At 36.9% G+C, this 20991-nt stretch carries 15 protein-coding genes; 2 read left to right on the forward strand and 13 right to left on the reverse strand.

The features are described 5' to 3' along the window. The first annotated feature begins 186 nt into the window (after positions 1 to 186). Entirely contained in the window at positions 187 to 2688 is a 2502-nt protein-coding gene (locus P0Y62_05240; protein ID WEK70960.1) for a T9SS type A sorting domain-containing protein, read from the forward strand. A 116-nt stretch (positions 2689 to 2804) separates the two neighbouring features. On the opposite strand, the gene P0Y62_05245 is transcribed toward P0Y62_05240, so the two are convergent. The 5 genes from P0Y62_05245 to P0Y62_05265 all read right to left on the reverse strand — a co-directional run bounded on the left by P0Y62_05245 (position 2805) and on the right by P0Y62_05265 (position 9496). Beyond that, positions 2805 to 3458 (reverse strand): rhomboid family intramembrane serine protease, encoded by a 654-nt coding sequence (locus tag P0Y62_05245; protein WEK70961.1) that lies wholly within the window; start codon positions 3456 to 3458, stop codon positions 2805 to 2807. 14 nt (positions 3459 to 3472) lie between these two features. After that, positions 3473 to 6058, reverse strand: a complete 2586-nt coding sequence (locus P0Y62_05250) for a DNA gyrase/topoisomerase IV subunit A (GenBank protein ID WEK70962.1) — start codon at positions 6056 to 6058, stop codon at positions 3473 to 3475. After that, a complete protein-coding gene (locus P0Y62_05255) occupies positions 6055 to 6537 on the reverse strand; it encodes a hypothetical protein (protein WEK70963.1) in 483 nt (160 codons plus the stop codon). The genes P0Y62_05250 and P0Y62_05255 overlap by 4 nt, the downstream gene beginning before the upstream one ends. A 40-nt stretch (positions 6538 to 6577) precedes the next feature. After that, positions 6578 to 8449 (reverse strand): DNA topoisomerase IV subunit B, encoded by a 1872-nt coding sequence (locus P0Y62_05260; protein WEK70964.1) that lies wholly within the window; start codon positions 8447 to 8449, stop codon positions 6578 to 6580. 264 nt (positions 8450 to 8713) lie between these two features. Beyond that, entirely contained in the window at positions 8714 to 9496 is a 783-nt protein-coding gene (locus P0Y62_05265; protein WEK70965.1) for a TIGR00266 family protein, read from the reverse strand. Positions 9497 to 9598: 102 nt separating this feature from the next. Between P0Y62_05265 and P0Y62_05270 the strand changes: the two genes are divergently transcribed. Continuing rightward, a complete protein-coding gene (locus P0Y62_05270) occupies positions 9599 to 10747 on the forward strand; it encodes a methionine aminotransferase (GenBank protein WEK70966.1) in 1149 nt (382 codons plus the stop codon). Between the two features lie 5 nt (positions 10748 to 10752). Here the strand turns inward: P0Y62_05270 and cls are convergent, their stop codons facing one another. The 8 genes from cls to P0Y62_05310 all read right to left on the reverse strand — a co-directional run bounded on the left by cls (position 10753) and on the right by P0Y62_05310 (position 20914). After that, positions 10753 to 12219 carry a cardiolipin synthase gene (gene cls / locus P0Y62_05275; GenBank protein WEK70967.1) on the reverse strand — a complete coding sequence of 489 codons (1467 nt, stop codon included), beginning with the start codon at positions 12217 to 12219 and terminating at the stop codon, positions 10753 to 10755. Positions 12220 to 12297: 78 nt separating this feature from the next. Beyond that, positions 12298 to 13062 (reverse strand): SDR family oxidoreductase, encoded by a 765-nt coding sequence (locus P0Y62_05280; GenBank protein WEK70968.1) that lies wholly within the window; start codon positions 13060 to 13062, stop codon positions 12298 to 12300. Between the two features lie 87 nt (positions 13063 to 13149). Then, positions 13150 to 14097 carry a helix-turn-helix transcriptional regulator gene (locus tag P0Y62_05285; protein WEK70969.1) on the reverse strand — a complete coding sequence of 316 codons (948 nt, stop codon included), beginning with the start codon at positions 14095 to 14097 and terminating at the stop codon, positions 13150 to 13152. 67 nt (positions 14098 to 14164) lie between these two features. Continuing rightward, positions 14165 to 15232, reverse strand: coding sequence for a hypothetical protein (locus tag P0Y62_05290; GenBank protein WEK70970.1), 1068 nt, complete (start codon positions 15230 to 15232; stop codon positions 14165 to 14167). An 87-nt stretch (positions 15233 to 15319) separates the two neighbouring features. Beyond that, entirely contained in the window at positions 15320 to 16411 is a 1092-nt protein-coding gene (gene ychF, locus P0Y62_05295; protein ID WEK70971.1) for a redox-regulated ATPase YchF, read from the reverse strand. A gap of 109 nt (positions 16412 to 16520) precedes the next feature. Beyond that, positions 16521 to 18476 (reverse strand): AAA family ATPase, encoded by a 1956-nt coding sequence (locus P0Y62_05300; protein ID WEK70972.1) that lies wholly within the window; start codon positions 18474 to 18476, stop codon positions 16521 to 16523. Positions 18477 to 18575: 99 nt separating this feature from the next. Further along, the gene (locus P0Y62_05305; protein WEK70973.1) at positions 18576 to 19127 is read right to left on the reverse strand and encodes a ferritin; all 552 of its coding nucleotides are present in this window, start codon (positions 19125 to 19127) and stop codon (positions 18576 to 18578) included. A gap of 197 nt (positions 19128 to 19324) precedes the next feature. Beyond that, entirely contained in the window at positions 19325 to 20914 is a 1590-nt protein-coding gene (locus tag P0Y62_05310) for a family 10 glycosylhydrolase (protein WEK70974.1), read from the reverse strand. Positions 20915 to 20991: the final 77 nt, after the last annotated feature.

Here is a 20991-nt window from a genome sequence, read left to right on the forward strand (position 1 = left end):
AAAAAAGATTAAATGATTGATAAATCATCAACATAATTACAAAAAGCAGCTCTAAAAAAGCCTATTATCCGCAATTTTGCAACAATTTCACAACAAAATGATTTATATTGATAATTTATATATATTTGTGTGTAATCGATTACATTTTATCAATTAAAAATTAAAACCAAACAATAACCATCAATTATGAAAAAAATATTGATTTGTTTTGCATTTGTATGTATATCAGCATTCGCAAAATCACAGCTAACGATTACACAAACTACAGGATGGCTGGAATCCGCTTATGTAAAATGGAATCCTGTAAACGGAGCCGACAGTTACAGAGTATATTATTCAGGAAACGGAATTACGAATAAGCTGATAGACAATCAACTTATAAGAAGTTATGGCTCTTATTTCAGAGCAGATATTCCCGGGTTGAGCGCAGGTAATTATACTTTTAAAGTTGTTCCGGTAGTCAATAATACAGAAGGAACAGGTACAACATCTTCCCAGGTAACAGTTTTGCCGCAGGATCGTACCGGTTTTGCCCACAGTGACGGCAGAGTTCCCGGAGCTTACAATGTAGACGGAACCTTAAAAGCCAATGCCGTTGTTTTGTACATCACTCAAAACACAAAAAATACGGTTTCTCTAAATGTCACAGGTGCAACCACTAATCCCTGTGTTGGACTTCAGTCCATATTAGACGGATTCAAAAAGGGAAATGATACCCGTCCGCTCGCAATAAGATTTATCGGAAACATTACCGACCCTAGCTATTTACTGAATGGTGACGCAGTAGTAGAAAACAATAAAAATGCATCCAGCTCAATCACTCTTGAAGGGATTGGCTCCGATGCGGTCATTAACGGATGGGGAATCAGAATTAAAAATGCGACAAATATTGAAGTCAGAAATCTGGCATTTATGCTTACGGATGCAGATGAAGGTGACAATCTGAGCTTACAACAGGATAATACGTATATATGGGCACATAACAATGATCTTTTCTATGGTAAACCGGGCAGTGATGCAGACCAGATTAAAGGGGACGGTGCTTTAGATGCTAAGAAATCAACCTATATTACTTTTTCTTACAATCATTTCTGGGACAACGGGAAAAGCAGCCTTTTGGGATTAAGCGAGAATACAACAGCCGGACTTTATATTACGTATCATCATAACTGGTTTGATCATTCAGATTCCAGACATCCGCGTATCCGGTTTTATTCTGCCCATGTGTATAACAATTACTATGACGGAAATTCGAAATACGGTGTTGGCTCTACGATGGGATCATCTGTTTTTGTAGAAGGAAATTATTTCAGAAACTGTAAATATCCTATTCTTACCTCTAAACAGGGAACTGATATTGCCAGTGGCTCCGGAGGAACTTTTTCAAATGAAAACGGAGGGGTTGTAAAAGCTTTTAATAATTTCATGACAGGCCAGAATGCTTTCGTTGCATACAATTCTTCTACTGTACCCAGTCAGTTTGATGCCTATGTCGCAACAACAAGAAATGAGGTTTTAAGTGCTCAGATCAAAGCTTTACAGGGAGCAGGAACTTATAATAATTTTGACACCAACTCTGCTCTTTATATTAATTCTATTTCTCCGGATTCTCCTACGGTAGCAAGAGATAAGACCATGCAATATTCTGGCAGAGTATCGGGAGGAGATATAAGCTGGACTTTCAACAACGCTATAGATGATACTTCTGATGCGGTGAACACGGGATTGATGTCTCTGCTTCAAAACTATTCTTCTGCAATGGTTTTTGTACAGGGGGAATCTGGTTCTTCAACTTCAGGACAGACCTTGCTTATCGCATCAAACAACAGCCAGACCGTTGCTTCAGGAACAGCAATAAGCCCAATGGTATTCACATGGGGAGGAACAGCTACTGATGTGAATGTTTCCGGATTGCCAAATGCAGGAATCAGCTTTGTGAAGAATACATCCAACAAAACAGTAACGATCTCCGGGACACCAACTGCAAATCTTGATTTTACGATTACGACGATCGGTACTTCAGGTACTTCTGTTTCAGGAACCGGCAGTATTACAGTGACGACCACCGGAACAAATCCTCAGGGAAATGAAGTTCACAATTTTACAACTTCAGGAGTAAGCAGCTCATTTTACACTTTTACATCTGCCAATATGAACTCTACAGACGGATCTGCAAGCTATGACGGAATCAGCTTTACCAAAAGGCTGAAAATAGAATCATCCACCGAGATTTCATATTCTACCAGTGCAACCTCATCTTTAACACTAGTTTTTGATCCTACATTCTCAGGAACAATAAAAGTTGACGGTACTTCTTATACGGCAAGTTCCGGTATTGTGAGTATTCCGAATATTGCAGCGGGTTCTCATTCGATTACCAAAGGAAGTGTAGCCAATCTTTATTATATTAAAACTCAATATCAGTCTGCACTTGCTTCAAAACTTTCACAGGAAGAAATTGCAGAGCCGAAAGCCATTCTTTATCCTAATCCGGTACAGGATGTTTTCAGCATATCAACAGCTTCGAATATTGAATCAGTTATTATTACCAACAGCACCGGAAAAGTGATGAAAGAGATAAGAGGAAACGTTCAAAGAGTCAACATCAGCAATTTTGAAAGCGGGGTTTATTTATTATTAATTAAAACCAATAAAGGATTGCTTCAGCAAAAAATAATAAAGAAATAAAAAATAGTCTTAATAAATATTTGTTAGCCGTCTTTGTCACAATGACAAGGGCGGTTTTTTATATAAAAATAACCAATGAAAGCTCATCGGTTATCTAGATTATATTTTAATTATTTCTATCTTATTTTCTTATTAATGAAGATCTCATAACTTAAATAAAGTAATGGGAGCGCCATAATTCCGAGATATAGTGAATTGGCTATTGCTGCCTGCGGTTGATTAGCAACGGCATAAAGCAGTCCGAAAAAAGCTCCTCCTAAATGTGCTGCGTGGCCAATATTATCGTGCTGACTGGGGTTCAGCATCATATAAACAGAATAACTAAAATAAACAAGGCCAAATATATATCCAGGAATACCTATCGGAATAAAAAACATATAAATTTCCAGATGGGGAATCATTGCGATCGATGCAAACAAAATCCCAGAAACTCCTCCACTCGCGCCGATTGCAGAGTACCATGGTTGCTTTTGATACACAAATAATGAAAATATATTACCTAATACAATAGACCCAAAATAAATAAGTATAAAGCCTAAATTTCCAAACCCCTGGATAACAACAGGGCCAAAGAAATATAGCGTTAACATATTAAACACCAGATGCATAAGATCTGCGTGTAAAAATCCTGAGGATAGTAAACGAATATATTCCTTTCGGTTCAAGATTGCCCCTACACTGAATTTATATTTTTCAAAATTACTGCTTCCATTAGGAGCTACAAAGCTTATAATGGCCGTAATTGCTATAACTAATATCAGAATGTTCATAATTTTCTCAACATTTAATTTTCCGGATTCTCATCACTTTGAAACAAATCTCCGATGGTACCACCTTCATCATCTCCTTCAAAACGTTCCGGTTCTTCATATACTTCAGGTTCCTCTTCTTCCGGTTCCGGAACCGTTATATTGATCGACTTTACTTTAAATTTCGTAAACTGATTTCCAATTGCTTTTATTCCTTTCACCGTAATGAATTCATCAATATTGATCGTTTCCGGATCACGTTCTTTTCCTTTGTCTTTTGCAAAAATAATTTCAGCAGTGGCATTATTGGCTACGATAATGCTTTCTATAAAAGACTTCGGGTGTTCTGAAGGCATGAACGTCTGTGGATTGGTATTATTTTCCAGCAAGAATCTTTTAATAAAATAAATTTCCTTCTCCCCGTCATAATAAATGCACGTTACCGGCTGTTGCGGTTTCCATTTCTCAAGGATTAAATATTCGTCATCAAAGCGGTTACCAAGATCAAAGCTTACTAGTTTAGCTTCTCCATTGGTATTGATCGTTAAGATTTTATCATCTCCTTTAAAGCTTCCCAGTAAAGTTCCTCTTACATCTGCATTCAGCCTTCGTACTGTTTCATCAAACCAGATTTTTCTTGGGGCTAATGTAGAAACTCCTTCTTCTTTCAGGTCTACTTTTTTCACCGAATATTTGGTGACCAGATTTCCTTTTGAATCTCTTCCTTTAATAGCCAATTCAGAGAAGTCAATATCCATTTTATTTTTTCTGATTCTCGGATTCGGCTTCAAGAGTACGGTTACAGTTTCTGCTTCACCATTCGGATTGGCAGAAAAATAAAGGGTTTCTGAACCTTTTTTATCTGAAGCCAAAGGATAATCCGTATTTCGCGTCACTCCCGTTACGGAAAAACGTTTCATATAATAAGGTCCTTCTCTTCCTTCCCGATAAATCATGTTGTAAACGGTTCTCTTATCGTTTTTCTTCCATATTGCAACATGAAGAATATCTTTTCCGATGAAGGTTTTTGCTTCTACCTTTACCACCTTCATACTTCCGTCTTTTCTGAAGGTAATGATATCATCAATATCTGAACAGTCAAATAAATACTGATCTTTTTTCAGGGATGTTCCGATGAAGCCTTCTTCGAAATTGGCGTAGAATTTTTCATTAGCCACCGCCACTTTAGTAGCATCTATGGTATCGAAGATTCTTAATTCTGTTTTTCTCAGTCTGTCTTTTCCGTATTTCTTCTGAATATTCAGGAAATAATCAATAGCATACGGGATAAGATGTTCCAGATGATGTTTTACCTGCTCTATTTTTCCTTCAAGAGCGGCAATATTTTCTTTAAATTTATCTAAATCGAATCTCGAAATTCTCTTGATCCTGATTTCCGTTAATCTTAAAATATCCTCTTCCGTCACCGCTCTCAGAAGATGCTTGGTATGAGGTTTTAACCCTTTATCAATTGTCTTTAAAACTTCCTCCCAACTTTTAACCTCTTCAATATCGTGATAAATCCTGTTTTCAATAAAGATCCTTTCCAGGGATGAAAAATGCCAGCTTTCCTGTAATTCGTGAAGCTCGATCTCCAATTCTTTTTTAAGCAACGAAACGGTGTGATCCGTATTCATTCTCAGAATTTCGGAAACATTCAAAAACATTGGCTTATCACCTACAATAACGCAGGCGTTCGGAGAAATGGTCACCTGACAGTCCGTAAATGCATATAGTGCATCTATCGTTTTATCAGGAGACATATCATTGTGAAGGTGAATCAGGATTTCTACTTTATCAGAAGTATTATCTTCAATCTTTTTGATCTTGATTTTCCCTTTTTCATTAGCTTTTAAGACAGAATCGATCAGATCTCCCGTATTTTTAGAAAAAGGAAGCTCTGTGATCATCAGCGTATGCTTGTCAACCTGGTTGATTCTGGCTCTGGCTCTTACTTTTCCTCCTCTGTGACCATCATTGTATTCGGAAACATCTAAAAACCCTGCCGTAAGGAAATCCGGAAAAAGTTCGAACTTTTTACCTTTTAAATACGCAACAGAAGCATTAATCAGCTCATTAAAGTTATGAGGAAGAATTTTGGTAGAAAGTCCAACCCCGATCCCTTCCACTCCCTGTGCAAGAAGTAACGGGAACTTCACAGGCAAATCTATGGGTTCATTATTTCTGCCGTCATAAGACTTCGTCCAGTCTGTAGTTTTTGGATTGAAAACCACTTCTAAGGCAAAAGGAGTTAATCTTGCTTCAATATATCTTGCAGCAGCAGCGGAATCACCGGTATAGATATTTCCCCAGTTTCCCTGAGTATCTATCAGTAATTCTTTTTGCCCGATTCCCACCATAGCATCGGTAATAGAAGCATCACCGTGAGGGTGATATTTCATGGTATTTCCTACAATATTGGCAACCTTGTTATAACGCCCGTCTTCCAGCTCTCTCATGGAATGCATGATCCTTCTCTGAACGGGTTTGAAACCATCATATACAGACGGAATAGCCCGATCCAAGATCACATAAGAAGCATAATCCAGAAACCAATCTTTATAGAGTCCGGAGACTTTTTTCAGGCTCTCACCTTCATGCGAATTCTCTTCTGTCATCATTTAATTAACTCTTTTTTCTCGTTATTAGTTGTTACTACTTTATTTAAAGAGAATTTCAAATCTTTTATTTCTTTTTTAGAAAGGTATGATATTTCATATTTCAGCATAGTAGAGCCTGTATTCTTGCTGGATACTTTTACATACAGCCTTTTGATCAGGAACATATCCACAATTTCGTAGCTGATCAGCTTATACTTTGGAAACTCATCACTTAATGGTTTGTTGATAAAAGGAACAATATTTCTGTTCCTGAAATTCAAAGCTTCCCCGTCGCTGTCGTATTCAAAAATCTGCCTTCCGATAAGATAAAAAGCAATCAGCATGGCAGCAGGAATCACTATAAACAGATAACTAAGGTCTCCTAAAAGATTAAACCTGTCTTCCAATAAGAAAGCAAATATACCACCTGCTAAAATCAACACCAGCAACATATTGATGGAATTATATATTGAAATTTTACTGCGGTTACTTATTCTCATATAGCTGTTCTATTTTTTCTATTTTTTTCTACGATCTAATTTAGTCTAAAATTTCTTTAATCTGAATATCCTGATCTTCCACAACCAGATTTTCTAAAATGAAAGTCTGTCTGTCGGGAGTGTTTTTCCCCATATAGAATTCTAAAAGCTGCTCTATGGTCTGGTCTTTTCCTATCACCACAGGCTCCAGTCTGATATCTTTTCCTATGAAATGTTTAAATTCATCCGGAGAGATTTCTCCCAATCCTTTAAATCGGGTAATTTCAGGATTTTTGCCTAATTCATTCAGGGCTTTTACTCTTTCCTGCTCGCTGTAGCAGTATCTCGTCTCTTTTTTATTCCTTACTCTGAACAATGGAGTCTGCAGAATGTAAAGATGCCCGTTTTTAATAATATCCGGGAAAAACTGCAGGAAGAAGGTAATCATCAGCAACCTAATGTGCATACCATCCACATCGGCATCGGTCGCAATAATGACCTGATTGTATCTTAAATCTTCCAGGCTTTCTTCAATATTTAAAGCAGCCTGAAGCAGATTAAACTCTTCATTTTCATACACCACCTTTTTGGTAAGACCATAGCAGTTCAGCGGTTTCCCTTTTAAGGAAAATACAGCCTGAGTTTCTACATCCCTGGATTTGGTAATAGATCCTGATGCTGAATCTCCTTCGGTAATAAATATCTGCGTTTCTGCTTTTCTTTCTGCTTTCTGGTCGTTATAATGCTGTCTGCAGTCCCGAAGTTTCTTATTATGAAGCGATACTTTTTTTGCCCTTTCTCTTGCCAGCTTCTGAATTCCTGAAAGCTCTTTTCTTTCTCTTTCGGAAATTAAGATTTTTCTTTGGATGGCTTCAGCAACTTCAGGATTTTTATGTAAAAAATTATCTAATTTACTTTTTAGGAAATCAATGATAAAGGTTCTGACAGTAGGTCCGTTAGGTCCTATATCGTTGGATCCCAGCTTTGTTTTGGTCTGAGATTCAAAAACAGGCTCTTCTACATTGATGGAGACCGCGGCAACAATTGATTTTCTGACGTCTGATGCATCGAAATTTTTATTAAAAAACTCGCGAATCGTTTTTACGTACGCTTCACGGAAGGCATTCAAGTGCGTTCCTCCCTGCGTGGTATTCTGTCCGTTTACAAATGAAAAATAGGTTTCCGTCTGCGATTTATCGGTATGTGTAATGGCAACTTCTATATCATTATCTCTTAAATGAATAATGGGATACAAGGTTTCATTTTCCAGCTCTTCGTCCAAGAGATCTTTAAGTCCATTCTCAGAGTAAAATTTTTCCCCGTTGAAAAGAATCGTAAGTCCCGGATTCAGGTACGCGTAATTACGGAGCATCCTTTCGATATACTCTTTTCTGAATTTAAAATGCAGGAAGATTTCACCATCGGGAATAAAAGAAATCTCGGTACCGTTTCGGTCTGAAGTATCTTTTTCATCGAAGTTTTCAGTAATCAATCCTCTGGAAAATTCTGCAACTTTCATTTTCCCGTCCCGGAAAGATCTTACACGGAAATACTCTGACAAGGCATTGACAGCTTTTGTCCCGACTCCGTTCAGACCCACAGATTTTTTGAAGGCTTTGCTGTCATACTTACCTCCCGTATTCATTTTGGAAACTGCATCCACCACTTTTCCCAGCGGAATCCCACGGCCAAAGTCACGAATGGTAACTTTACCGTCGTCCAGTTTTATTTCGATTCTTTTACCGGATTTCATTCTGAACTCATCAATCGAGTTATCCAGAATTTCTTTAAGTAAAATATAAATACCGTCATCAGCAGAAGATCCGTCTCCCAGCTTCCCGATATACATTCCGGGGCGTAAACGTATGTGTTCCTGCCAATCGAGGGTTCTGATATTATCTTCGGAATAGATTGGGTTTATTTCTTGTGACATATGTAATTTCAGCAAACATACAAAAATATGAAATTGAATAAAATTAAGCTAAAAAATTAGAGTCTTTTTCCGAAATACTTATCCTCATTTTATCTTTAAAATTATCAATTCAGTATAAATTTAAAACATTCGTTCTTTAAAGCTGAAGCAAACTTTAATTTTATTTCAAAGTCCTGTGAGATCCAACCTTCTTCTTTCATTTGTCAGAATTCATAAAAAAGGACTATAAACTAGCCCTTTCATTATATCGTATTCAATTTTGTATTAAAATCCGTCGCCATCCAACAGGTTTCCTATTCCTCCCAGGATACTTCCCTGCTCTTTATTTTTAGTCGTTCCGTACTGGAGAATTCTGCTTGCCAGTCTTGAAATAGGCAGAGTCTGGATCCAGACTTTTCCGGGACCTCTCAATTGGGCAAAGAACAATCCTTCCCCTCCGAAAATGGTATTTTTGATCCCGCCTACAAACTGAATATCGTAATCTACCGTATGGGTAAAAGCAACGATACACCCAGTATCTATTTTCAGAATTTCTCCCGGCTGAAGTTCTTTTTCTATGACGTGGCCTCCACTGTGAACGAACGTCATTCCGTCCCCTTCAAGCTTCTGCATGATAAATCCTTCCCCACCGAAAAGTCCTGTCCCTAACTTCTTTTGAAATTCAATTCCTATGGTCACTCCTTTCGCAGCACAAAGAAAACTGTCTTTCTGGCAGATTACCTTATCTCCCAGTGTACTCAGATCAAGAGGAATGATTTTTCCCGTATAAGGTGCAGCAAAAGTGACATGTCTTTTATCTGAAGAAGTGTTGGTAAATACAGTCATAAAAAGGTTTTCTCCGGTAAGCATTCTTTTTCCGGCAGAAAATAATTTTCCCATCAGTCCCTTTTCCGTTCCGTCTCCGAATAAGGTTTCCATCTGTATTCCGTCTTTCATCATCATAAAACTTCCCGGTTCTGCAATGACGCTTTCTCTCGGATCCAGCTCGATCTCCACGCACTGCATTTCTTCCCCGTAAATTTTATAATCAATTTCATGATTGACCATAGTGTTCAAAGTATTTTAAGTTATTTGCTGCAATATTAGCATTTTTTACATTCCATTTTGAAAAAATAAATTAAATTCGGTGTGATTAAAAAATTTCAGTTCATGATTCAACTTCCTGTATCCAAACTTTCCAACGTAGGAACTACCATATTCAGCCGGATGACCCAGCTTGCCAATGAAAATGAAGCCATCAATCTATCACAGGGATTCCCTGATTTCATGCCCGATGCTGAGCTCCTGAATTATGTAGATCATTTTATCAAAAAAGGATTTAATCAATATGCTCCCATGGGCGGAATGATCGGTTTGAAGGAAGAAATTGCCCGAAAAATTGAGAACGCTCATCAGGCTATTTATCACCCCGATACTGAAATAACAGTTACCGCAGGAGGAACACAGGCTATTTTTACCGCCATCGCCACTTTTGTAAAAAAAGAAGATGAGGTGATTATTTTTGAGCCGGCTTACGACTGCTACGAACCTACCGTTGAGCTTTTCGGTGGAATTATAAAACGTTTTGAAATGAAAGCTCCCGACTATGAAATCGACTGGAATGCAGTAAAGAGTTTAGTTTCGGATAAAACCAAGATGATCATCCTGAACAATCCTAATAACCCTTCAGGAAGGATCTTAAAAGAAAAAGATATTCAGGAATTAATTAATATTGTAAAAGGTACTTCAATCCTAATTTTAAGCGATGAGGTGTATGAAAATATTGTTTTTGACGGCAAGCAGCATCTGAGCATCTGCAAATACCCGGAGCTTAAAGAAAGAAGTCTTCTGGTAGCTTCGTTCGGAAAACTGTTTCACGTTACGGGCTGGAAAGTAGGGTATTGTGCAGCGCCTAAAAACCTGACCGACGAGTTCAGAAAGATTCATCAGTTTAATGTTTTTTCTGTTAATACGCCTATCCAGATGGCGTTGGCCGAGTATATGAAAAATGATGAACACTACAGCCAGCTTAATCAGTTTTTTCAGGAAAAGAGAGACTTTTTAAGACAGGGATTGGCGACAACTCCTTTTGAGCTTTTAGATTGTGAAGGCACCTATTTCCAGGCTTTGAAATATGACAAGATCTCTGATAAGAACGATCTGGATTTTGCAAGTGAACTGACCATCACCCATAAAGTGGCCAGTGTTCCGTTCTCTTCTTTTTATAAAAATAAAAGAAATGACCACGTGATCAGGCTGTGCTTTGCCAAAAAACAGGAAACTTTGGAAAGGGCCCTTGAAAACCTGGCTAAGTTATAATCCTTCTACATGAGTGGAGAAAGAAGCCTTGCCAGATGTTCAAAAAACACCTTATACTTTGGCCTTTTTCTCCATTCATCCAAGGACAGCTCTACGCAGTCTTTCATATCTTCCAGGAAAACTGCTTCCAGTCTTTGATTCGTTTCCTGATCAAAAATCAGGGTATTGACTTCAAAATTCAGTTCCTGACTTCTTACATCCATGTTGGCTGTTCCCACACTGGAAAAATCATTATCTACGATCATGGTTTTGGAATGAATAAAGCCTTTCTGATAAAAGAATATACGGACTTTATTTTCCAGCAGCCCTTCATAATAAGAATATGCCGCAGAATTCACGATAACCGAATCCCCTTGTTCAGGAACCATGAGCCTTACATCCAGTCCCGCCTGTGCTACCTGTTTTATCGCATTTAAAATAGTTTCCACAGGAATAAAATAAGGCGTCACAATATATACTCTTTTTTTCGCGGACAAAATCGCAGAACTTGTACTCAGCATGATTACAGGGCTTGTATCAGGTCCGCTTGCAGCTGCCTGAACCAGTTTATTCCCTTCAAATTCATCATGATAATCAAAATAGTCTTTCGAAAGCTGAGGAATTTTCTCTGTGGCAAATACCCAGTTGGTCAGAAATAAAAACTGAAAATAAAACGCCGAATTGCCTCTTAAATACAGATGAATATCCCGCCAGTATTGTTGGGCATTAGGATTAATATACTTGTCAGAAACATTGATCCCACCTGTAAAAACTTCTTTTCCGTCGATAATAATGATCTTGCGGTGATCTCTGTAATTAACCCGGTTAGCCAAAAGCCTGAAGGTAATTTTATTGACCGGAGATACTTCAATGCCTGCAGCTTTTAGTTTTGCAATCAGCTTTTTACCAATCTTGCCGCTTCCCAGCGCATCATACAAGAACCGGATCACAATCCCTTCTTGGGCTTTAAGAATCAGTAACTCTGCAAGTTCATTTCCAATCCTGTCATTTTCATAGATATAGTATTCTAAATGAATGTGGTGTTTTGCCTTCCGGATGCATTCCAGCACCTTGGCAAATTTTTCTTCTCCATTCACCAGTATTTCCACCTCATTTTTTGAAGATAAAGGAGAATGCGCCGCATTGTAAAGGAAATTGATGGTGGTACTATATTCCTTCAGCTTATTTTCGCTTTTGTTTAAAGATTCAAAATGGGTCTTTTCGATATAATTCTGAATATCCCGGTAGATTTTTTCATTGATCTCAAACTTAAAATTATAGAATTTGTTTTTCCGGTAATTGACTCCAAAAACAAAATAAATAACGATACCTACCACCGGAATAAATATAATCAGCAATAAATACGCTAAGGTTTTACTGGTCGTTTTGGTATCCATAATAATTTTACCCGCAAGAAGAACCACTGCGGCAAAATACATTATTTCCAGAATAAGCAAAATATAAGGGAACTGATCTAAAAACTCTTTCACCATAAGAATATGATAGTCCTGTTTTTAAACTAACCTAATAAAGATATAAAAAAAAGCGGTAGAAAACTACCGCCTGATTTTTTAAAAGAACATTCCTCCCGAAACTTCTATTCTTTGCGCAGTAATCCATCCTGCGTCTTCTGTACATAAAAAGGCTATCACTCCCCCGATATCATCAGGCAGACCGGCTCTTCCCAACGCTGTATTGTTCGAAACCATTGCATTGACATTTTTATCGTCTCTGGTTCTTCCCCCACCGAAATCGGTTTCGATAGCACCGGGAGCCACTGCATTTACTTTAATTCTTCTCGGTCCCAATTCCTTTGCCATATACTTGCTCAGCTGATCAATCGCAGCCTTCATAGAACCATAAACCGCAGAGCCCGGCATTGCAAATCTTGCCAAACCTGAAGAAAGATTGATGATTCCGCCATTGTCGTTCATAAATGGTAAAAACTTCTGAGTCAGGAAAAATACGCCTTTAAAGTGAATATCTACCATATCGTCAAGCTGTTCTTCCGTAACCTCAGTGATGGGTGAATACAGCGCTGTTCCTGCATTATTGACCAAATAATCAATATTTCTGCTTCCTGTATTTTCTTCCAGATGATCTCCGACCTGTTTTATAAAAGCATCAAAGCTTTTGGTATCTTTTGTATCCAGCTGATACGCGATCGCCTTTCTTCCCAGCGCCTGAATTTCTTCAACAACACGGTTAGCTTCTTCCTGATTGCTTCTGTAAGTAATGATGACATCCAATCCTTTTTGAGCGATTTTAATGGCTGAGTTTTTTCCCAGTCCGCGGCTTCCTCCGGTTACCAATGCGATTTTTGTTCTTGTTTCCATTTATTGTTTGTTTTTGATGATACAAAGTTCTGACAATTTAGGGATGAAGTGTTTGCTTGAATCAAACAGAAATTTGCAAAATTCAAATCATGAACGAAATTCCAACGGAGCCAGTGAGGTTTTCTTTTTAAAGAAGTTCGAAAAATGGGCTATTTCTTCAAAACCTAACGAATAGGCAATCTCGGAAACATTCCATTTGGTCTGCTTCAAAAGGATTTTGGCTTCCTGGATGATTCTTTCCGCAATAATCTCTGTAGTAGTTTTCCCGGTGCTTTCCTTTAATTTTTTGTTGAGATAATTCACATGCACTGACAATCGGTCCGCATAATCTTTCGCACTTTTCAACTGCAGTCGTTGGTCTGAATTTTCAATCGGAAACTGCCTTTCCAGCAATTCTATAAACAACGAAACTACCCGCAATGAAGCATCATTCGAGGTTGACAGTTTGGAAGCCGGCTGCAGCTTCTGACCGTAATGAATCAGCTCCAGCACATAGTTTCTGATCAGATCATATTTAAAAATATAATCGGAATCGATCTCTTTTTTGATCTTGGCATACAACTGCTCTATCTCGTCTGCCAGTGCATCATCAATTTCAAACAGCGGAATATTTCCCGGCTGAAAAATCGGTAAATCCTCAAGCGTACTGTGAGATTTATCTTTGATAAAAAAATCTTCCGTAAATACACAAAAGCTTCCCGATTGTTTCGGATCTTCAGGCACCCAATGGTAAGGCACCTTGGGAGTTGCAAACAGCAAAGCATTCTTTTCGATCTGAATAATTTTATCTGCATATTCCGCACGGTTCCGTCCTCTGATAAGGCTTATTTTATAGTATTTCCTCCTGTTATAAGGCATTTCTGAGGTCGTCTTTACTCGTTCAATCGTCTGGGCAATATCAAATACATTAAAATGACCGATGTCTTTATGCAGCCCTTTAGGAAAGATCGTTTCTATATCTGTTCCCAGTTTCTCGGTCATTTCCTTATAGAAATCATCGAGAGAAGTATATGAGGTATGCAATGTTTTTTCCATAGCATTAATTTGTAAAAATCAAATGTACAAAATAAATACAATTAAGATTTCACATCCTCATCATATTCTATATCACAATACCTCCAATCATTTCCAGCGTCCATTTCTCGTTTTTATATTCTGCCGCATAATCATTCGTATAGCTGCTTCCTGATTTGGAAATATAAAATCTATTCGGATTATTTTGATCTCTTTTCATTTTGGAAATCCCATTTCTACTTACATCTGTAATTTTTGTATAATAAGTCTTTTCTTTATCATTTTCAGGAATAAAAAGAACTCTTATTTCAGGATTGATCTGATGAAAATAATCACAATCACTCCGGAATATTTCAAAGGTGTAATGCGCCTTTTTAAAATCCATATCTTCTGTATAAGAAGGAAGCAATAAAGTATAAAGTTCGGAAAATTTGTTCTTTTCAGATTTATATAGCGGATTCATATCCTCAAAATCGTTGATTCCGTCACCATCTGTATCTTTATTATTGGGATTTAAGGCAAATGTCTTTTCAAAAATATCATTATAACCATCCTGATCAGAGTCTTTCATCAGATCATCCAATTTTATTCTAAATAGCTTTCCGTCTTCCATCGCGGAATAATCGTCATAACCGGGCAAACCGGGAACCTTGATGATTTTCACCAGGCTTCCTTCAAACTGCAGGAATCCATCTTTAATGAGAGGTCTTTCCTGAACCTCATTGATATAATAATGGCTAAAACTTAATCCTAAAAAATAAGCGGAAGGCTTGTCATTTTCGATTTTCATCAGCCAAAATCCCAATGTATTTCTTCCCAGTGCATATAAAACATTTCCAACCTGCTGCGTTGCAGAATAAGAAAAATAATCTGGAATTTTTTCATGAAAAAGCTTATATTCTTCCTTTTTCGCGTTCCATCTTTCTTCGGAAAACCCTCCTTTGGATTCTGTACTGTCCTTTTTAAAGCTTCTGTAATCTTTAAGGTCGTTAATCTGGAGATAACCCGGTTTTTCACTAAGAATTTCTTTCACCGTGTAAGGCTCTTTCTCAACATATACAGGCTTTTCTTCTTTTTTAATAAAGCAATTATCTTCAATCGTATTTTTGGAACAAGAGAGTAAGAAAGCGAGAATGGCAAAATATAAAATCTTCATTTATTAAAAGTTTCACATAGGAATGCAAAAAGCGCTCCCAAAATACATTGGCAGCGCTTTTCATTTATAACTAACTTTAATATTTTCTTATACGTTGAATCTAAAGTGCATGATGTCTCCATCTTTCACAATATATTCTTTACCTTCTACAGAAAGTTTTCCGGCTTCTTTTACTTTTGCTTCAGAACCGTACTGCATATAATCGTCATACTTGATTACTTCCGCACGGATGAATCCTTTTTCAAAGTCTGTGTGAATCACACCAGCCGCCTGAGGAGCTGTCCAGCCCTGCCCGATCGTCCATGCTCTTACTTCTTTTACCCCAGCTGTAAAATACGTCTGAAGTTTCAATAAATCATATGCTTTTCTGATCAAACGGTTCACTCCCGGTTCTGTAAGGCCTAATTCTTCAAGGAAAATTTCTCTTTCCTCATACGTCTCCAGTTCATTGATATCCGCTTCGATCTGAGCTGCCAAAACTACTGTTTCAGCGCCTTCTCCTTTCGCCATTTCTTCAATTTTACCAATCCACTCATTTCCGTTTTTAATAGAATTTTCATCTACGTTACAAACGTAAAGAACTGGCTTATTGGTCAACAACTGAACTTCCCCGATCACTGATGCTGTAAAATCATCCGTTGCAAATTCTCTGGCATTTCTACCATCTTCAAGGTGCTTCTGAAGATTCTGAAGTGTTTCGTATGTCAGGATATCTTCTTTCTTCCCTGATTTGATGAACTTCTTAGCTTTTTCTACTGCTTTTCCTACCGTCTCTAAATCTTTCAGCTGAAGCTCAATGTCGATAATTTCTTTATCTCTTAACGGATCTACCGAACCTTCCACGTGAACGATATTTCCGTTGTCAAAACATCTTAAAACGTGGATGATCGCTTCACACTCGCGGATATTAGCAAGGAACTGATTTCCTAACCCTTCTCCTTTGCTTGCTCCTTTTACCAAACCGGCAATATCTACGATTTCAACAACAGCAGGCAACACTCTCTCAGGTTTTACTATTTTTTCCAGTTCAAACAATCTATGATCCGGTACGGAAACCGTTCCCAGGTTAGGTTCGATGGTACAGAAAGGATAGTTTGCCGACTGTGCTTTGGCGTTGCTCAGGCAGTTAAAAAGAGTTGATTTACCTACATTCGGTAAGCCTACGATTCCACATTTCATAACGTTAGATTCAAAGTTTAAGGGTTAAAGTTTAAGGTCCCCTACGATGAGTTACCTTATTACTTTCAGCGTGCAAAGATAGTGAAGTTTACTGGGATTTGAAAATGATTTATTTATTATTAGATTTTTGAATGAAATCGTATAAAGATTCAATAATAGATACAATCTTAGGATTCTTCTTAAAATCTTCCCACGTTATTTCTCCTTTTTCTGTTAGTTCCAATACTTTGTAGCTAACCTCCGCTTTATTTATAATTGTACCTTCAGCTTTATTCCATATTTTATTTAATTCCGGAGCGTTAGATTTGATATTTTTAAGAAGTTTTCCAATATATGCATCTTTATAAGTTTCCTCCTTTTTTCTACTCAAAGAGTCTGAAATTTGTTTTTGTATTCTTTCTACATCTTCATCAGTTTTAACTTTTGTTTTATTACAAAAATGGATTAGAATCTTATCCCATACTTTAAACGGTAAAATATTCTCTACCTCTTTATAATCTTTAGTTGTATAATATTCAAAATTCTCATTTTCTTTTGCTATTGCTTCGTAAATTTCATGCTTCTTATTTCTGTATTCACCGTCATAGTCAGAAATTAAAAATATCTTGTTGTTAATTGAAAAAGCATTAATTTTTTCTTTCAGAACTTCCTCATCAAAGTTATAGTGATCAATATTGCTTCCTGCATATTCAATAAATGCAAATTCAATATCTTCTTTAGGGTAAGTCTTATTTGAAACATCTCTACAATAAGCTTTTAAAAAAGCTTTCAAATAATTTCTGTCCGAAATTCCTTCAACCCAAATTGAACAATTAGCTAGAAACACAGAGGAATTTGTAACTCCTAAATATTGAAGTGCTGAATTATCACCATGATTAACATTCTTAACAACAAATTTATCCTTATCAATTTTATTAAAAAGGAAAATGGAAATATTCTCTTTTTCAATCGTTAAATCTAAAAAGTGATTAGAGTGTGTAGAAATAAAATAAATCAGTTTTTTTTCTTTTAAAAATTCATTTGTGGTAATCTGTTCCAAAAATAAACGTTGCATTCCCGGATGAAGATTTATTTCAGGCTCATCAATGAAAATTAGACTTTCATTTTCACAGGTATAAATTTTGTACATTAAAATAAATAATGCTTGAATTCCATCTCCTAATTCATGCAAATCTTTACTTTCTCCATCAATGTAAACATTAATTATTTCAGAATCATCCTTTCCATCATGTTTGTCATAAATATTGAATTTAGCAACTATTTCTATTTTCTTGTCTTGAAAAAAATATTTTGAAAGAAATTGTTCAAACTTTTCAAAAGATTCTCTTTTATCTTTTATATCATTTCTAATATTTACAATTTGACAATAAAGATCTAATCCAGTAAATACCTCTATTTTTTTAGGATCAAACTCATAATTTTTTATAATAGTATTTTTAAAAATGTCATCCGAAAGTTTAGAAAATGAATCTGATTTTTTAATAAAAAGAGAATGTGCAGTTCTTAATGTAGGAATGAAAACTTGTTTCTTATTTTCGATAAAATTATAATGGATCATACTTTTCAATTCATTAAGCAAATTATAAATCATAACTTTATAATCTCCTAATAATCTTGTATAATTATCTCTTCTAAATACCAGGGATAAATTTACACTCTCATTACCTGAAAGAACTTCAAGAATTTCAAGATTAAAATCAATCAATTTTAACATTTCAAATTGATTATATGAATAAATTAAATCTTTAAATAATATTTCTCCATTTGCATTTTGATACTTCTGATATTTTACATTTCTATGAATATTATGTGCTCCAAATTTATTTTCATTTATTATTGAATTATACTTTAAAATAATACTTTGCATATAATATCGGTTTTCATAAAAACAAGTTTTACACTTCAGAAAATTTCTGATAAACCTACTTTTACCGCTATTATTAGCTCCTACTAGAATATTTATATTAGATAAATCTTTTAATCTTTCTAATTTTTCGTCAATATCATTAAAATAGCTCTCATAATCTTTCTCCTCAGAAAAAATAATATCAAATTTATTGTCCATTATTATTAGTTTTTCTCAAAAATATCAAAAACTAAATCATAAAAAAAATCCACCGGTATTCCGGCGGATTGTAAACTGTAAGATTCTTAATTATTTTATCTAGGGATTAGCTCCCGTTGCTTCCTGCGCCAAAGGGACATCATTCGGTGCTGAAGCCAGGGCACTGTCGAGCGTGAATAAAGATTCATCGGTCGCTCTGTCACCTCCGGCAATTTTTAATTTATCGATCAGGTTCTGAGCCAGTGTTTCTTCTTCGATCTGTTCCTGAACGAACCACTGCATGAAATTCCAGGTAGCCCAGTCTTTTTCTTCCAGGGCTAAATCAACAATTTTATAGATGGCTGTTGTATTATCCACTTCATGCTGAAATACCCCGTCAAAGCAAGCTGACAATGATTCAGGATCAGCCGGAGGAGCCGGAATCGCCTCTACTTTAGGCTTTCCTCCTCTGTTCAGAATGTATTCCATGAACTTTATAGAATGATTTCTTTCTTCCTGGGCATGTCGGTAAAGGAAATTGGCAATTCCCTGATAGCCTTTATCATCCGCCCAGATTCCGTAGGATAAGAAAGTGTGGGATGCATGAATTTCTTTGTTCATTTGTGCGCTTAATGCTTTTTCCAGCGTGGGTGAAAGTCTGTTGGTATTCATAACTCATATTTTTTGTGATGGTAAGTTATGATGCAAAAATGATTCCGATCCCTTCTTCTCCTTATATAACACACAGTCATACAAACTCACAAAATACTGAAAAACAATAATTTAATTCAATAATTTATAGTTATTCTAAAATATAAAAACCGTTCCATAGACGGAACGGTTTTCTTTTTTAATAAATGAACAGCCAATTACTTTATTTTCTTAGCCAAATAATCACTTTCATTTCCTAAACGGTCAATTGCTTTAACAGCAACGGCATTCAGTGTTTTTCCTTCCTTATATTTAGGAATTTCTCTGGAAAGCTGATCCATAGTCAGGATTTCGGTTTCCCAGACTCCGTTATACTGGGTGAAAAGCACCCACTGGAAAACGTCTTTGATGTTCTTCACACTCCAGCTGGCCTGTACAGAAGTTCCGTTATCGGTCATAAACAAGGTGGGAGCCTGCAACGGAACCGCATTCAGCCACGGACTTCTCGGAATCAAAGCTTTTTCTTTATAGGGCCCGTTTTTCAGGGTTGGAAGCATACCGGCATTTTTTGTCAGCCCGGCAATGCTCCAGTGGATTTCCCCGGCATCATTTTTTAAAATCTGTCGTGAAATCTCGATCTGGTTTTTAATTTCTGTCGGTCTGTCAGAAGATCTCACCTCAACGGTATTCAGTCCCGGCCAGAGATGGCGCTTCATGGTGTTCTCAGATTCCCACCAGTTTAATAAAGCAGCAAATCCCTGACCTTTAGAATCGATCGTCCAGTACAGCTGGGGAGAAAAATAATCGACCCAGCCTTTATTGAGCCATAATTTGGCATCAGCATACAGCTCGTCATACTGTGAAGAGCCTGTAATCCCTTCCGGATAGCCTGGCTTCCAGATTCCGAACGGACTGATCCCAAATCTTACATAGCTTTTTTCTGAGTGGATTTCTTTATAGATCCTTTCCACAAATTTATTGACATTATCCCTTCTCCAGTCGGCTCTTGATAATGTTCCGCCACTGCTTACATAGGCGTTCCAGGTTTTATAATCCGGAAAATCAGCGCCTTTGTTGTAGGTGGCATACGGATAGAAATAGTCATCAAAATGGACGGCATCAATATCATACCGCTGCACAATATCTTTTACCACATTGGAAACGTGGCCCTGGGTTTTAGGATCGGCAGGATCAAACCAATACATCCCGTTCTTTAGCCTGACCACAATATCCGAAAGCTTATTCACCATGGATAAACCGTTGGGCGAACCTCCATTCGCGTGATGGGCACGGTAAGGATTGAGCCAGACATGAAGCTCCAGCCCTCTTTTGTGAGCTTCTTCAATCCAGAACTGTAAAGGATCGTAGTTCGGATAGGGAGCTTTTCCTGTTTCTCCCGTTAAAAAATACGACCAAGGCTCGATATTACTCGTATATAAAGCATCTGCCGAAGGTCTTACCTGGAAGATAACGGCATTAAAGTTATTGTCCTTCAGCATATCCAGCATACTGATGGCTTCGGCCTTCTGCTGATCTACGGTCAGATTCGTTTTAGAAGGCCAGTTAATATTGGCTACACTGGCAATCCACGCTCCCCTGAATTCTCTTTTAATTTCCGGAAGATTAGCTTTAAAGACTTCTTCTGCCGGTACTTTTACTGTTTTACCAGCAATGGCAGAGTCTTTCGCTGCTGTCTGTGCTGTATTTTTATTTTTTATGGGTTTGGTAGTATCTGCCAGCGTTTTAGAGCTGCTGCACGAAGCAAAAACACCCAGTAAGACGATTAATTTTAATTGATTCCCTCTCATCGGTTGAAAAACTGCATTAAATTAGAGTTCGTTTAAATGAAAATGAAAAATAAACATTTTCTTTTATTTTATAATAA

Origin of the sequence: Candidatus Chryseobacterium colombiense, from assembly GCA_029203185.1 — a bacterium.
Taxonomy (GTDB): Bacteria; Bacteroidota; Bacteroidia; order Flavobacteriales; family Weeksellaceae; genus Chryseobacterium; species Chryseobacterium colombiense.

Coding starts and splice junctions, on each gene's coding strand:
- P0Y62_05240 (WEK70960.1), top strand. CDS start 187: ATGAAAAAAATATTGATTTGTTTTGCATTTGTATGTATATCAGCATTC.
- P0Y62_05245 (WEK70961.1), bottom strand. CDS start 3,458: ATGAACATTCTGATATTAGTTATAGCAATTACGGCCATTATAAGCTTT.
- P0Y62_05250 (WEK70962.1), bottom strand. CDS start 6,058: ATGATGACAGAAGAGAATTCGCATGAAGGTGAGAGCCTGAAAAAAGTC.
- P0Y62_05255 (WEK70963.1), bottom strand. CDS start 6,537: ATGAGAATAAGTAACCGCAGTAAAATTTCAATATATAATTCCATCAAT.
- P0Y62_05260 (WEK70964.1), bottom strand. CDS start 8,449: ATGTCACAAGAAATAAACCCAATCTATTCCGAAGATAATATCAGAACC.
- P0Y62_05265 (WEK70965.1), bottom strand. CDS start 9,496: ATGGTCAATCATGAAATTGATTATAAAATTTACGGGGAAGAAATGCAG.
- P0Y62_05270 (WEK70966.1), top strand. CDS start 9,599: ATGATTCAACTTCCTGTATCCAAACTTTCCAACGTAGGAACTACCATA.
- cls (WEK70967.1), bottom strand. CDS start 12,219: ATGGTGAAAGAGTTTTTAGATCAGTTCCCTTATATTTTGCTTATTCTG.
- P0Y62_05280 (WEK70968.1), bottom strand. CDS start 13,062: ATGGAAACAAGAACAAAAATCGCATTGGTAACCGGAGGAAGCCGCGGA.
- P0Y62_05285 (WEK70969.1), bottom strand. CDS start 14,097: ATGGAAAAAACATTGCATACCTCATATACTTCTCTCGATGATTTCTAT.
- P0Y62_05290 (WEK70970.1), bottom strand. CDS start 15,232: ATGAAGATTTTATATTTTGCCATTCTCGCTTTCTTACTCTCTTGTTCC.
- ychF (WEK70971.1), bottom strand. CDS start 16,411: ATGAAATGTGGAATCGTAGGCTTACCGAATGTAGGTAAATCAACTCTT.
- P0Y62_05300 (WEK70972.1), bottom strand. CDS start 18,476: ATGGACAATAAATTTGATATTATTTTTTCTGAGGAGAAAGATTATGAG.
- P0Y62_05305 (WEK70973.1), bottom strand. CDS start 19,127: ATGAATACCAACAGACTTTCACCCACGCTGGAAAAAGCATTAAGCGCA.
- P0Y62_05310 (WEK70974.1), bottom strand. CDS start 20,914: ATGAGAGGGAATCAATTAAAATTAATCGTCTTACTGGGTGTTTTTGCT.